The 16,067-nt window shown below is 37.8% G+C and carries 11 protein-coding genes; all 11 read left to right on the top strand.

Features of this window, described 5'->3' with window-relative positions; all coding sequences use genetic code 11:
* Positions 1–183 precede the first annotated feature (183 nt).
* A complete protein-coding gene (locus M3226_RS24330) occupies positions 184–1,875 on the top strand; it encodes a sensor histidine kinase (RefSeq protein WP_251571225.1) in 1,692 nt (563 codons plus the stop codon).
* Positions 1,853–3,337, top strand: a complete 1,485-nt coding sequence (locus M3226_RS24325; RefSeq protein ID WP_251571224.1) for a response regulator — start codon at positions 1,853–1,855, stop codon at positions 3,335–3,337. Before M3226_RS24330 ends, M3226_RS24325 begins: the two co-directional genes overlap by 23 nt.
* Before the next feature lie 320 nt (positions 3,338–3,657).
* Positions 3,658–4,977, top strand: a complete 1,320-nt coding sequence (locus M3226_RS24320) for an ABC transporter substrate-binding protein (protein ID WP_251571223.1) — start codon at positions 3,658–3,660, stop codon at positions 4,975–4,977.
* Between the two features lie 82 nt (positions 4,978–5,059).
* Complete coding sequence (locus M3226_RS24315; RefSeq protein ID WP_251571222.1) at positions 5,060–5,926, top strand: carbohydrate ABC transporter permease; 867 nt, start codon at positions 5,060–5,062, stop codon at positions 5,924–5,926.
* Entirely contained in the window at positions 5,926–6,816 is an 891-nt protein-coding gene (locus M3226_RS24310) for a carbohydrate ABC transporter permease (protein WP_251571221.1), read from the top strand. Before M3226_RS24315 ends, M3226_RS24310 begins: the two co-directional genes overlap by 1 nt.
* Before the next feature lie 63 nt (positions 6,817–6,879).
* Complete coding sequence (locus M3226_RS24305) at positions 6,880–9,834, top strand: alpha-L-rhamnosidase (protein ID WP_251571220.1); 2,955 nt, start codon at positions 6,880–6,882, stop codon at positions 9,832–9,834.
* Positions 9,835–9,858: 24 nt separating this feature from the next.
* Positions 9,859–10,158, top strand: coding sequence for a Dabb family protein (locus tag M3226_RS24300; protein WP_251571219.1), 300 nt, complete (start codon positions 9,859–9,861; stop codon positions 10,156–10,158).
* A 252-nt stretch (positions 10,159–10,410) separates the two neighbouring features.
* On the top strand, positions 10,411–11,238 hold the full coding sequence (rhaD, locus tag M3226_RS24295; protein WP_251571232.1) for a rhamnulose-1-phosphate aldolase: 828 nt from the start codon (positions 10,411–10,413) through the stop codon (positions 11,236–11,238).
* 313 nt (positions 11,239–11,551) lie between these two features.
* Positions 11,552–12,529, top strand: a complete 978-nt coding sequence (locus M3226_RS24290; RefSeq protein WP_251571218.1) for an autoinducer 2 ABC transporter substrate-binding protein — start codon at positions 11,552–11,554, stop codon at positions 12,527–12,529.
* Entirely contained in the window at positions 12,519–14,360 is a 1,842-nt protein-coding gene (locus M3226_RS24285) for a cache domain-containing sensor histidine kinase (RefSeq protein WP_251571217.1), read from the top strand. The genes M3226_RS24290 and M3226_RS24285 overlap by 11 nt, the downstream gene beginning before the upstream one ends.
* The gene (locus M3226_RS24280; protein WP_251571216.1) at positions 14,357–16,006 is read left to right on the top strand and encodes a response regulator transcription factor; all 1,650 of its coding nucleotides are present in this window, start codon (positions 14,357–14,359) and stop codon (positions 16,004–16,006) included. The genes M3226_RS24285 and M3226_RS24280 overlap by 4 nt, the downstream gene beginning before the upstream one ends.
* The last annotated feature ends 61 nt before the right edge of the window (positions 16,007–16,067 follow it).

The raw sequence follows: 16,067 nt of genomic DNA, 5'->3' as shown, positions 1-16,067 counted from the left end.
AAGATACCCTTAAAGAGAGTAACAAAAAGATTCAAAAATTAATTAAAAGTCAACTAGAGCAATGGATTGCGGGCTTGCCTAACTATATCAAGGCATACCTGCCTATTTCAGTCTGCGAAAGTTGAGTTATAATAAAAAAATATAAAAAAATCAAGGCTGGACTGAAAATGGGGATCTAAAAAAATGAGGATAAAATTTCAATATAACCAAGTAAGAATGAAATATTTTTATTTAATGCTGGGGATTTCCATACTACCGCTTCTTTTATTAGGATATATATCGTTTAATATTGCAAAAAATACACTAATTGAAAATCAATTGAAGACAACGGAAAATAACCTTAAAACATCCAGCGAAGTTGCAGACTTATTATTTCGAAACATCATCAACATGGAGCGGCTTATCTCATGGAGTCCCGATGTACGTCGTGAACTGATTGATAGCGGAAAGTATGCTGGTGTTGGTCAGAGCATAATGGATAATGAAACAACTAAAAGAATACAAAATTTAATATCCAGTTATCTGATTGATACACAGTATATTGATTCTGTTTGTTTGTTTGATGTAAATTACCGAACTGTCTGCTACGGCAACTCCAATAGTATAGGAAAATATAACAATGGTGGAATGTATCGAACCATTTCTAATTCTTTCTGGTATAAAAAAAGTGCAGAAGCACAAGGGAGACCTGTGTTTTTTGATAATAATATCCTTAATAATGATGATTCAAAAAACACTTTTTCTTCGGTTAAGCTTTTAAAGGATTCACAAAATATTTATAACCCTGAGAAAGTTGGCTTATTAGTCGTGAGCATAAAAAAAACGATGTTTACAAGAGTTTTTCAGGAGAGCAGCAAAAAGGATTGGGCTATAATTAATCTTTCCGAGAAAAAAGAAAGCGCTGTTATTGAAAATAACACGTTACTTAATTTAGAGTTTAATAGGGCAGATAACCAGGAATCTTCACTTAAATTAATTCAGGAAAAAGGCAATCTGACTAGTAGTTACCAAAATCAAACGACAGGTTGGACCTTCGTCAAATTTATTAAAGAAAAGGAGCTGCTTAAGCAGTCTAACCAAATTGGGATAGCCACAGCACTTATTTCATCAGTACTCGGATTAATTGTTCTTTTTCTATCCTTCTCCTTGTCAGGAACTGTTTCAAGACCATTAATAAACCTTGGGGATATTTTCCAGAGGGTAACAGTGGAAAATAAAGAATTGAATGAAAAGCTTGTTCAGGCGCAATTAAAGGAAAGAGAGGCTGAGCTTAGGACGCTACAGGCTCAAATAAAACCCCATTTCTTGTATAACACATTGGACTCTATTTATTGGATGGCAATTATGCAAAATAATCATGATATTGCTAAAATCGCAGTAGCTTTATCAGAAAGCTTTAAACTCAGTCTGAATAAAGGGGAAGACTTGATTCCCGTTTCAAAGGAATTAGAGCATATTCGCCATTATATGACGATTCAAAACCTTCGCTATCAAGATCGCTTTCAGTATATAGAAAATGTCGATCCTCACTTAATGGAGAAAAAAATCTTAAAGCTGATGCTGCAGCCGCTTGTAGAGAATGCCATTTATCATGGATTGGAGCCAAAAGTTGGAGAAGGAATCATCGAGTTAACCGGTAAAGAAAAGGATGGATGGGTTATTTTTATAGTGAGAGATAATGGAGTTGGGATCAAAGATTTAAAGACAACCAAGCAAGGTTATGGTTTAAGAAATGTTCGGGAAAGATTGTTGTTATGTTATGGTACGGATAGCACTCTTTCAATATCTAGTAAGGTAAATGAAGGAACGAGTATTGCAATAAAATTCCGGACTAATGCAAGGGAGGTAAAAGATGTTAAAGGCAGTAATATTTGATGATGAGTACATTGTACTTCAAGGCTTGCAAATGATGATTGATTGGTCCAAATATGGTATAGAGCTAGTGGGAACAGCATCAAATGGAAAGGACGCCCTTACCTTATTTAATGAATGTCATCCTGACATTGTATTTTCAGATATTCGAATGCCAGTAATGGACGGATTGCAGGTTATTGAGAAAATCCTCCTTATTGCACCTGAAACAATATGCATCGTTTTTAGTGGGTTTAATGAATTTGAATATGTAAAGAAGGCACTAAAATTAGGGGTAGCTGATTACTTGGAAAAACCAATTACGATTCCGATGATTGAGGATGCTATTAAAAGAATAATAGAGAAAATAAATTTTCAAAAGAGTATCTCTTCGATCCAATCAAAATGGGAGGACAGTAGAGCTGAACTGCTGGAGAAGGCTACATTGGACTTGCTGTTGTTAGGGGAGGAAGCCATACCGAAATGGCGTGACAGTTTTGGGTACGAAGCGGATCAAGTCGTTTGCGTAACAGTCCTTGCCCATTCAAGTAGGAATTTTATCTTACAAAATCATTTATCTTATAAGGTAGTCCAGGTACGGAACGGGACGGAACAATTACTTGTTGTTTTTCATTTTCAAAATGAAATGGAAGATTTGTGGGGGCAATTATTGTCCCAGCCTGAACAGATGGGGATCGCCTTGGGTTCTGGCCGAACATATAAATTGGCAGAAGCAAAGAAAAGCTACAAAGAGGCATTACAGGCTTTAAGGTATGGACAGTTTATGGCTGAGGCAGGTTGGACACGCTTTGAGGATATTGGAGAAAACCCCCAAATATCCACCGATTTATCTGAACAGGAGCAAGCAGTTATTTTCAATATGAGAACTGGCGATAAAGAAGGTCTTTTAAAACAGTTGGATTTTTTTATTCAACAGCTAGAAGGACAGCGATGTAATCCTGATGTGACAGAACGGGAAATTTTAAAGATCATTTATCTTGGAATGGAAGTAGCCAAAGAGGCTCGAGAAGATGTAGTAAAAATAAATGGTGATAATTTTTTACCAAACGTTGAAATTCGCTCCTTAAATACGAAAGAAGAAATGTACAGCTGGTTCCGAGCACAGATGGAAAAAATATTGGATTGGTCACTTATTGTACGCCAGCAATTAAAGCACGGGGCAGTTGAGAAGGCGTGTAAGTATATGAAAGAAAATTATTTCCGGGATTTGACCTTGCAGGAAGTATCCGAATACGTGGGCATGAATTCTACCTATTTTAGTCTATTATTTAAAGACGAAATGAAACACTCCTATATCAAATATTTAACTCAGATTCGACTGGAACAAGCAAAGAAACTTCTTCGCGATGGTCATAAAGTAGGAGAGGTAAGTCAAAAAGTAGGCTACCATAGTTATAGACATTTTTCCGAATTATTTAAGAAATATGTTGGAGTGAACCCGGGTAAGTACCGTGATTCTTTTTAAAAGCTATTTTATTTCAATGATCGATTAGTGATAGCCTCGCTCAAGAATATAAGGAGCGCAGGCTTTTGTTATTTCGGATGGAATAAATCCCAAAAAGTAATACAATAAAGTACTGTAAATTTTCTTTATATTCCAAAAAAAACGGACATAATACAAAAAATGCACCGCTTACAAAAATGACTGAAAGCACTTACAATTAAATTAAATCAAGCATGCCAATAACTCAACTTATAAAAAAAGTAGTTACAAACAGTAATAGGAACGATTGGCATGAGATGATCTTCTATTAATTACTAAATATTATTAAGGGGGAACTTCAATTGCTTAAGACAGGAAACAAAATATTGTCAGTGGTATGCTCAGCAGCATTATTTACTGGTATTCTAGCAGGTTGTAGCGGCAGTAAGGAAAGCTCTTCAAACGGAAGTGATTCTAAAGAAACAACTCTTACATTATTAATGGATAATCAGAGCCCTGCCACAATGGATGGATTTAAAGCAGTTGCGGCTGAGTTTGAGAAGAAATACCAGATTAAGACTGAAATTGAAACTCGCCCTGGTGGTTCAGAAGGGGATAACCTAGTTAAAACTCGTCTCTCAACTGGTGATATGACAGACTTAATGGCGTATAACTCAGGGTCACTTTTACAAGCATTGAATCCTGAGAAAAATTTGGTGGATCTGACAAGCGAATCATATATGGATACAATCTTGGATACTTTTAAGACAGCGGTAACAGTAGACAAAAAGGTTTACGGCATTCCAGTTGGCGGTTTTAGCGCGGGAGGCTGGTTATACAATAAGAAAGTATATCAGGAGCTAGGTCTTTCTGTTCCAAAAACATGGGACGAGCTGATGGTGAACAATGAGAAGATTAAGGCAGCTGGAAAAACAGCAGTTATTGGAACTTATAAGGATACTTGGACATCTCAGGTTATCATGCTCTCTGATAACTATAATGTATTAGCAGAGGATCCATCTTTCCCAGATGATTTTACAGCAAATAAGGCAAAAATGGCCACAACACCAGCAACTCTAAGAAGCTTTGAAAAGCTGGCTGAAATCTACAAAAAGGGCTATATGAATAAAGACTTTAATTCCACCGGATATGACGCGGGATTAAAAATGTTAGTAGACGGTACTGGTGTACAATATCCAATGATTTCTTTTGCTTTAGCCAACATTGCAACGTTATATCCTGATCAAATTGACAATATTGGTTTCTTCCCTCAGCCTGGTGATAGTGCTGACAAAAACGGTATTACTGCATGGGCGCCTGGTGCCATTTATATTAACAAAGCAAGCGAACATGTAAAAGAAGCAAAGAAATGGGCGGAGTTCTTCGTAACTCCAGAAGCTGTTCAGCTGTTTATGTCAAAATCAGCACCTACTGGTCCAGCTGCAATTAAAGATGCGAATCTTCCAGATAATGTATATGCTGCGGTAAAAGACATGCTTCCATACTTTAACGAAGATAAAACAGCACCGGCTCTTGAATTCTTAAGTCCATTAAAGGGACCGAACTTACCACAAATCACGTCTCAAGTAGGTGGGGGTATGGTATCGGCGAAAGAAGGAGCAAAATCCTATGATCAAGATGTTGAAAAGCAAGCGAAGCAGCTTGGCTTAAAGGGCTGGTAATTTAAACGTAGGAAAGTCAAAGCCCTGTCAATACCAGACAGGGCTGCTTTTAACTCAAACCATGGAGAGGAGAAACAGCAAAATGGGAAAAATTATAAATCGGACATATTCGTACACATTTCTTATTCCAGCAGGCATTATTTATTTTGTCTTTTTCTTACTGCCTACCGTCATGTCCTTATTTTTCAGTATGACATGGTGGTCACTCACAGATTGGAAATTTATTGGGTTAGAAAACTTTAAAACATTTTTGACAGAGCCTTCTTTGAATATCGGATTTAAAAACACCATTATCTACGCTGTTGTAACATGTTGTCTTAAGGTAGTTCTTGGACTGCTCTTCGGAGTATTTCTCAGCTCGAAGCTCAAAACAGTGGGCTTTATCCGTTCCATGGTTTTCTTCCCGACTCTTTTAAGTACAATCGCAATTGGGATGGCTTTTATGATGATGATGCACCCCACACAAGGGCTTATTAACATAGCTTTGAAGACGGTAGGAATTGTAGGTCCTGACTGGTTAGGTGACAGTAAAATCGCACTTCTTTCTGTAGCGTTGGTTGATGTGTGGAAGGGTGTCGGGATGGCAACTGTTATCTTTATTGCAGGGATCATGTCCATACCAACCGATTATTATGAAGCGCTGATGATTGATGGCGGAAACGGGTTCCATAAGTTCTGGAATATCATTTTGCCACTGAGTCGCCCAGCAATGAATTCTGTTATTATCCTAGCATTTATTGGCGGTCTTCGATCCTTTGATTTAATTTGGGCGATGACAAAGGGCGGTCCAGGCTTTAGTACCGACCTTATTGCTTCTATTATATATAAGCAGTATCAAGCAGGGTTTTATGGTCTTTCCACAGCCGGAAACGTCATTTTATTCCTACTTGTATCTGCATTGGCATTCCCATTGTACGCCTACTTAAACAAAAAAGAGGTGGATTTATAATGAACAAGGTAGTGGTCCAATCTGCAAGACCTCCAGTTACTGTAGAAAACCGTAAGGGAGTAAAGGGCAAAGGGATTCGAAGGTTTGTATTGGAATGTATCGCTGTTTTACTGACGTTAGTAGTGTTTGGTATTCCATTTTATTTTGTAATCATTAATGCCGTAAAAGATACGCAAGAATCTTCATTACTTAATATGGCGTGGCCAAGTTCCTTCCACATAGTGGAAAACATGAAGGCCGTATTAGAAGCGCAAGATGGCATGATAATTCGTGCTTTCTTTAATAGTATTGCCATTACAGGTTTTTCTATCATTCTATTAATTGTTTTTGGTGCAATGGCAGGTTATGTATTGCAGCGAAAAATGAGTAAAGCAACGCCGGTTTTTAATTTTTTGATTCTTGCAGGACTAATCATCCCGCCTGCAATCGTACCAACTATTTGGGTGTTAAATGGGATTGGCTTATTTAAAACAATGCCGGGAATTGTTTTAGTAGAGGTGGCGCTGAGCTTACCGTTTACAGTATTGCTTTATAAAGGATTTATGGCAACCATTCCACGTGAGATTGACGAAGCAGCCTTAATTGATGGATGCAGCCGTATCCGATTATTTTTCTCAATTATCTTACCATTGTTAAAACCTGTTTCCGCAACTGTCATCGTGTTGACTGCAGTAGGAATTTATAACGATTTCGTAAACCCATTATATTTCTATCCAGGTTCCGAAAACGCAACATTGCAGCTTACGCTGTATAACTTCTCAAGTATGTACAATACGCAATGGAACCTGTTGTTTACAAACATTGTATTAATCTCGCTTCCACCGCTTATTCTGTTTATTTTCTTCAATAAGAAGATTGTTGCAGGTATGACTGCTGGTTCAGTGAAGTAAAAAGGATAAAAATAGGACTCTTATCCTGCTTATAATTTATTATATAAAGGGGAGATATAAGAAATGGCTAATTTGCAAGTAACAGCAGTAACATGTGAATACCGGACAAATCCACTTGGGATTGATATAAGCCAGCCTCGATTGAGCTGGCGTATCGAATCAGAACGACGTGGAACCCTGCAGCAGGCCTATCAAATTCAAGTTTCTCTTACAGAAACCGGTTTTGAAAATCCGGTTTGGGATACAGGATTAATCGACTCAGATCAATCTCTTCATATTGAATATAATGGTCCGCAGCTTGCATCTCGAACTAGATATTTTTATCATGTAAAGGTTTGGGATAATTTTGGCCGGGAGTCCGAATGGAGCGATACAGCCCGGTGGGAAACAGCTCTACTGGACCCAAGTGAATGGAAGGCCAGCTGGATTACTCCTAATCCGGAGGAAATGAATTCACAAACTGAGCCGGCTTTTATGCTAAGGAAGCCGTTCAATCTAAAAAAGCCAATCGAATCAGCGCGTATTTATGCCACTGGTTTAGGTGTTTACGAATTGTATTTAAATGGGGATAAAGTCGGGGATGAATTACTGGCTCCAGGATGGACTAGTTATCACAAACGTATCCAGTACCAGACATATGATGTTACTACACAGCTTAACAATAATGATAATGTAATCGGTGTCATGCTGGCTGACGGCTGGTATAAGGGAAACTTGGCTTGGGAAAATAAACGGCATATTTACGGCGATCAACGTGCCGTATTGCTTCAACTTCACGTTCGATACGATGATGGTACAGAAGAGGTTATCAATTCTGATTCAACATGGAAGGCTGCTACTGGTCCAATACTTTATTCAGAGTTTTACCATGGTGAAACCTATGATGCACGGCTTGAGAAAGATGGATGGAGTGAGGAAAACTTTGATGACAAAGCTTGGAAAGGCGTTGTTGTTTGTCATCCTCAAGTCAACAGTATGGTTTCGCAAGAGAACAACCCTGTCCGTGTAACAGAGACTATTCGTCCAATTTCATCGTTTGTTACCCCTGCAGGTGATACGGTAATCGATTTTGGTCAAAATATGGTCGGGCGTGTCAGACTGTCTGTCAATGCACCAGCGGGTACAGAAATTGTGCTAAAACACGCAGAAGTTCTTGATAAAGATGGAAATATATATTTTGGTAATCTTCGAAGTGCAAAGCAAACCGTTAAATACATTACAAAAGGGACTGGAACTGAAAATTACGCTCCTTATTTCACATTCCTAGGATTCCGATATGTCAAAGTGGAAGGCTACCCTGGTCAGGAAAACGGACTTCCCCTTGAAAATTTTGTTGGCGAGGTAATTCATTCGGATATGGAACCAACTGGAGAGTTTGAAACTTCCAATTCTATGGTCAATCAGCTGCAACAAAATATTGTTTGGGGCCAGAGAGGAAACTTTGTAGACGTACCAACAGATTGCCCGCAGCGGGATGAGCGTCTTGGCTGGACAGGTGATGCACAGGTATTTATCCGTACGGCTCTATTCAACTACCATGGAGGGCAATTCTTTACAAAATGGTTAAGGGACTTAAAAGCAGATCAATTACCAGATGGAGGAGTGCCTTTTGTTATTCCTCAAGTGGTGGATGGCGCTTCCTCAGCAGCATGGGGAGATGCAGCTGTTATTTGTCCATGGAATGTCTATCTGAGTTATGGAGATGAAAGATTACTGGCAGAACAGTATGACAGCATGAAAGCTTGGGTGGAATATATACGTGTACAAGGAGAAAATGAATATCTGTGGAATACAGGTTTCCACTTTGGAGACTGGCTCGGATTGGATGGTAAAGAGGATAGCTATTACGGAGCTACCCCAAATGATTTGGTAGCCACTGCTTTTTATGCGTATTCAACCCGTTTGCTCCGTGACACAGCTGCTGTTCTTAATAAGGCTGAAGACGTTCAAACATATGGAGAAATTTTGGAACATGTAATTGAGGAATTTAGAAATGAGTTTGTAACCAAGAATGGCCGTTTGGCCGTTCCGACTCAAACTGCCCATGTCCTTGCCCTTATGTTTGATCTTGTTGAAGGACAAGTGAGAGAGCGTGTAGCGCATGATTTAAACGAGCTTGTATTGGATAGTGATTATCATTTGACGACTGGGTTTGTCGGCACACCTTACCTTTGCTTTGTGTTGTCCAATAATGGTTATCATGAAACTGCGGTAAAACTTCTTCTACAGAAAACTTATCCTTCATGGCTGTACTCTATTACAAAAGGAGCAACCACGATCTGGGAGCACTGGGATGGCATTAAGCCGGATGGTTCGTTCTGGAGCGATGACATGAATTCATACAATCACTATGCATATGGTGCAATCGGTGATTGGATGTACAGGGTATTGGCGGGATTAGACATGGATAAAGCAGAACCTGCATATAAACGTATTCGTATTCAGCCGAAATTTGGCGGTAAGGAATTGACCTACGTACGTGCAAGCCATAACTCCATGTATGGAAACATTATATCATCTTGGAATTTAACCAATGAAGATATAACGGCCGAGATTGAAATTCCAGCGAACACAACTGCTCAAATCTTATTGCCATTTGCCAAGGTAACGGATGTTAAAGAAGGTATTAATGCATTGGCTGAAATGGATGGAATCATTGATATTTGTCAAACAGAGGATGGAGTTTCATTGGAAATTGGTTCCGGTTCCTACCGCTTTGTTTATCCGAATGAACGGGGAATTGGTGTGGTATATACCTCGGATACAAAGGTTATAGATATACTGGCTAATGAAAAGGCAGCAGAGGTTTTAATCGGCTATATGCCTAAAATTGCGAGTAATACAAGTATTTTGACCAGTTTGAAAAAGCAGAAGCTGAGTGAATTAGTAGCTCAACCATTTACTAATCTGTCCCCTAATCAAATGGAGGAAGTTATAGAAAAATTAAATCAGCTTGAGAGGGAAACAGTTGAATTAAGCGAAATAAAAAATGGACTTCAGAATCAAATAAACTATTAATCTAATAAAGAAATGGGGACAAAAATGTACGAACATATTGTTACGTTTAAATTTAATGGTAGTATTACGTCGGAAAAAGAGCAGGCTCTCCTTAAACAAATAAAGGCATTTAAAGGGGAGATTCCTGGGATTGTGGAGCTTACAGCAGGAATGAATGTGACAGAAGAAATTGAAAATATGCATGGCTATACGTTGGCATTAAGAATAACCTTTGAAAATAAGCAAGCGCTTGATCATTATTTGCCACATCCAACTCACCAAGAGTTTGTTGCATCATTAAATGGAATCATTGACAATGTTATTGTAATCGATTATGAAATTTGATGACTTATTAAAACTGAATAAATTCAAAAGAAACAGACCGGTTTAGGTTTGTTTCTTTTTGGTTAATCAGAAATAAACAAATAAAACTTGTGACAAATATGTTAACAAAACAAAAGTAAACAAAAAATATATTCTTTATTTGTGTTGATTTGTGTTTGATGAGGAGTTATGATGTAAATGTAAAGAAGATAAATAAACATAAACAAATTAAACATAAATCAATTCATTAAAAGGGAGAGAAAAATCATGAGTATGACATTGAGAAATTTAATATATACAGCACCATTTTTACAAGAAATGATTGAAGCAACAGCAAACCTTTACCGTTTAGGCTGGGATGAACGTAATGGCGGAAATATCAGTTATTTATTAAATGAATATGAAGTTTTACCTTACTTGGATGTTGATAAAGTGGTAAGAACAGTACCAATGAATTTTGATGCGTCTGAACTGGCAGGAAGATATTTTGCTGTAACAGGTTCTGGAAAATACTTCAAAAATGTAAAAGAAGATCCTGCTTCTAACTTGGGAGTTATCCGTATTGCTGCAGACGGAAAAAGCTACGAAATCCTATGGGGCCTTGAAGATGGCGGTGTTGCAACAAGTGAACTACCAACACACTTAATGAATCATATAAAAAGAATTGCAGCGGATAAAAACCATCGTGTGATTATGCACTGCCATGCTACAAACCTAATTGCAATGACTTTTACACATAGTTTAAAGGAAGAAGACTTTACGAAAACGCTCTGGGAAATGTGTACAGAATGTATTGTCGTTTTCCCTGATGGTGTCGGCGTTATCCCGTGGATTATTCCAGGTACCAATGAAATCGGTGAAACAACTGCAGAGAAAATGGAGCATGTCCGCCTTGTTGTTTGGCCGCATCATGGAATTTTTGGTGCTGGGGCGACAATGGATGAAACATTTGGTTTGATTGAAACAGCTGAAAAAGCAGCTCAGGTGTATACAATTGTCTGTGCCCAAGGTGGCAAAAAACAAACCATTACCGACCAGCAGCTTCAAGACCTTGCGGATGCTTTCAAAGTTGTTCCAAGACCAGGAATCTTAAATTTATAAAACTTCTAACATCGATTTACTATTAGGGGACATAATTGTCCATTAATTTTCGTAAGAACATTTGCGAAAATTGCCCTGAAACTTAGTAAATTGCCCTTTTTTAAGGTCGAAAAGCAACAAAGTTTACAAAAAGAGCCTTTATTAAAATAATAAAAACTATTTCAGAATATGTTATACTGTTAGGGAGGCCAAGTTAATAAATGGCCTCTTCTTTCCATTTATTTAGCTTCTCTTTTGTGAGGTGTTGAACATTAAAAACAACTTTAAATTTTTGGTTTGTTTTTTAATAGCGATATTTGTAAGCGGTTGCGATTTGAATTCCGGAAAATATCAAATTATTTATAACGGAGATCAAAAGAAAGAGCAAAATAAACAAAATGAAAGCAAAGAAAATTACACGATTGCCATCGTACCTAAAGTAAGTGGGATTCCTTATTTCAATGCTGTGGAAGAAGGAGCACGTGAGGCCGGGGAGGACTTACATGTTAACGTTCTTTATGAAGGTCCGCCTATAGCAGATTGGGAACAACAGTGGAATATTATAGATGATTTTATTCGTAGGGACGTTGATCTCATCGCCGTTTCAGCTAACGATCCTGAAAAATTAGGACCTGTATTAAAAAGGGCCGAAGAAAAAGGGATAAAAGTGATCACTTGGGATTCCGATACCAACACAAAATACAGAGAACTTTTTATTAATATGGTCGATCCGGAAAACCTTGGCCGGCATTTAATGGATAATTTGGCTTCCCAGATGGGGGAAAAAGGTGAATATGCTATTTTGACCGGTTCTAATGCTGCTGCCAATTTATCAGAATGGATGAACTATATAATCGAGCAGCAGAAAGAAGTATATCCGGAAATGAAATTAATAGAAGTAGTTGAGACAGAAGATAATCCCCAAAAATCATACACGGGGGCTGAAAGGCTATTAAAATCTTTTCCACGTTTGAAAGGGATACTAGGCAGTTCTTCTGTTGGACCACCTGCCGCTGCACAAGCAGTACAGGACGCGGGAAAGGCGGGGATCGTTACCGTAACAGGGCTCTCCACCCCTAATTTAATGAGGAGTTATTTAAAAGATGGATCGGCACAAATGATCACATTATGGAGCCCTAAGAAACTAGGCTATTTAACTGTTAGTTTAGCTAAAGAATTATTGAATGGGGGCAAGCTTAAGGATGGGCAGCACATTGGGAAAGTAGGTAATATCAAAATTAAAGGTGACACGGTGATTATGGGGCTGCCAATTGATTTTACAAGGGAGAATGTTGAGCAATATGATTTCTAGGCTTCTTGAAAAAATAAAATTAAAAAACTCCCGGTTATCAACGAAACTCATAATAACGTATATTTTGTTAACCGTCATTCCTATGGGGCTATTAGGTGCCCTAGCTTATTATGAATATACGAAATCAATTGAAGAAAAAGTTGGAGAATATATCCCAAAATTATTAAAGCAAGCCAATAATAACATCGAAAACAGCCTAGATGAATTGGAACGGCTTCCCGAATTAATTTATAGCTCAAGCGATGTTATGTCTGTGTTAAGAGATAGCAGCTATAAGAATCAATCAGAATTACATCGCGATCAATTTGTTGTAGAAAGTTTTTTAACTAATACCTATCTTGATAACAGTTCAGAAATATTAGGAGCGTTTCTATTATCTAAAAATCGATCTTTTATCAGTACACGTATACCCTATGAGGGATTTAACATTGAAAATCAATCTTTGCCGTATGGTGAAGAACACGCACTAGGGGACAAAATCCAACTAATCCTTCCAAAACAAGCAAGTTTGAAGTTTGAAGGGAATCCTCCTTATATTTTATTAATGAAGCAAGTAACAGATTTTGATAATAGGAAGTCGCTAGGTACGCTCTTTTTAGCTGTTAAGTTATCTTTTATTAAAGATGTATTAGCTGATTTAGAAGAAGAAAAGAATGCCACTATGTGGGTGATGGATGAGAATGGACAGGTTATATTCCATACGGATTCCTCTAAAATTGGCTCTGTTTTTACTGATATAAATGACTACCCTTTGGTTAACGGAAGTTTCCAAACAGGAACAGGTCAAGAAAAAACACTCATTAGTGTAAATAAATCAGCACGCCATAAATGGATTTTGGTTCATAGTATTCCTTTAAAACATTTAACCATGGGTACTGACATGGTGAGAAATGTAACCGTTTTAGCTTTTTTGGCGCTTGTCATCATTACGAGTCTTATATCATGCTTTCTGGCCTGGTCAGTGACCAAACCAATTAAAAAGCTGGGGCATTTAATGCAAGAGGTCAAAGAGGGGAATCTTAGTGTTTCAATTCCAATTCACTCAAATGATGAGGTTGGAGTTCTGGCTCAAAGCTTTGATTCGATGCTGGAAGAAATTAGGGAGTTAATTCAGAAAAATTATTCTATTGAAATTCGGCAGAAAAACGCCGAACTATATGCTCTGCAATCTCAAATTAACCCGCACTTTATGTACAATACACTCCAAACAATTAGTATGGCGGTTGAAGATGGAGAATCCGAAATGGTGGTTGAAATGGTTACGCTTCTTGGAAGAATGCTCCGTTATTCACTAAGTAATAAGGATCGACTGGTGCCGATTTCTCAAGAAGTGGATCATATTCAGGATTACCTAAAAATCCAAAAATTCCGATTTGAGGAAAGACTTACTTACACCATTCAAATAGAGCTAGATTCTGGATCCTATTTTACCCCCAAATTTATCTTACAGCCGCTTGTCGAAAATTCTATTAAATATGGATTGGAGAAACGGAAAGGCTTAAGCATTCAAATTTCTGTAAAAGAAATTCTAAATAAACAAGGGAAAAAAGATATCTTATTTACCATCCGTGATAATGGGCCAGGAATAAATGAGGAAAAGTTGGCAGAGTTAAATAGCAAATTAAAATCAGATCCAATGGGAAAAAGAGAATCCGGTTTCGGGATATTGAATGTTCATGCCCGGGTGATGATGATGTTTGGTGATCAATATGAATTACGAGTTCATAGTTCCATAGAAAAAGGAACAGAGATTATGATACAAATTCCAGCAATCTTAAAGGGTGAGGTATCTAATTATTCTGGGATTCAAGAGGATGGTGATGGAAAATGACACAGATAAAAACGGTTATTGTCGATGATGAAGGAAGGATTCGAAGGGGGATTGAGCGAATGGTCCGTTCATTGGGTGATGAATGGGAAATTGTCGGTACGTTTTCAGATGGATTAGAAGTATATGAAGCGGTTACCAATCAATCGATTTCCTTTGATCTGCTTATTTCAGACATAAGAATGCCGGAAATGGATGGGTTAACTTTAAATAAAAAGCTTAAAAGCCATCTATCCTTCCTGACCATTTTTATAAGTGGATACGATGATTTTGAATATTTGCAGACCGCCCTCCGAGATGGTGCTGTTAATTATATTTTGAAGCCAATTGATAAGGAACAATTTCAAATTCAAATGGATGAAGTTAAGCAAAAAATTCAGAAGGTTCAAGAGGAAAAACAGGAATGGCTCACAATGCAAGAAAAAGCTTCGCAACTGGAGTATACTAAGCAGGTTCAACTATTAAGTGAAATGACCTGGAATGAAGAGAAGGACATTTCTTATCTCAACTGGACCCGGCAGTTTCCAGGCGGCTGTGGCTGTTATCAATTAATTCACATTAGTGTGGATCAGGTTTTATCTAAAACCAGAGATTTCTTACCTGATGATTGGAATAAATGGTCTCAGGCAATCGAACAGATAATAGAAGAATCAGTCGACGCTGAGATCCGAGTTCAACTGTTTAATAGCTGGTGGTGGCGGGGCAGTAAATTCAGTTATTGGATATTACTGCACATGGAAGAAAAAAGTCATGATTATGAATTCTTACCCCGCCAATTTACTGAACAGCTTAGAGTGACCATTCAGAAAGTAACGCCGTTTACTGCTTCAATCGCAATCGGACATGAATTTAAGGACCTTGCCTTATTTAGTAATATGAAAAATGAGCTCCTTACATTGCTTCAGTTTCGAATGATTCAAGGAGGAAATCGCGTCTTTCAGGCCGACTCGTTCCAAGACATAAAAGGTCAGAAATCAAAGGGGATTTCATCATCCATCCTAAAGTATACAGAACAAGTGATCAATTCTTTTGCACAAGGGAAAAAGGATGAACTCCTTCGGTCACTACAAGGTTTTTTTCGGGAGGTAGAGGCTCTACCTTCTCCTCTTATGATTAACGAAGCAGTTCATTACTTATTAATTGGGATTGCTAACCATTGGATTGAAAATGATGGCTATAGTGAGGATCCGGATTTACTAACAAATGCCTTAACAATCACGAAGCAAGCGGTAAACTTCATTCAGTTGAAGGATCAGGTAAAAGTGTGGATTCTACAAGTGATGGAAAAAATGGTTGGTTTGAAAAAAGAGCAACAAAATCCTATTCAGGTGGCAAAAGAGTGGATTAAAAATAATCTGGGAGAAAATATTTCAATAAAGAAAATTGCCCAGCAGGTCTATATGAACCCCAACTATTTTTGTGACTATTTTAAAAATCAAACTGGAGAAACGATTTTAGATTATGTAACGAGCGCTAGGCTTGAAAAGGCGAAGGAATTATTAGAAAAAACGGATTTGAAAATCTATGATATCGCCATTTCTGTCGGTTATCAAGATACGAAATATTTTAGCCGTCTATTTAAACAGTGGCTCGGACAGACACCTTCACAATTCCGAGATCAGTACTTTAAATCAACAGCCGATAAATAAGAGTTTGTTAGAGTCAAGGAAAGTATTTGTCCTTGGCTTTTTATTTTGGAAACCCTTGCAA

The sequence above is a fragment of the Neobacillus cucumis genome, assembly GCF_023715505.1.
The sequence above is the reverse complement of the archived record's forward strand: the minus strand, read 5'-3'. Positions and strand labels throughout refer to the sequence as shown.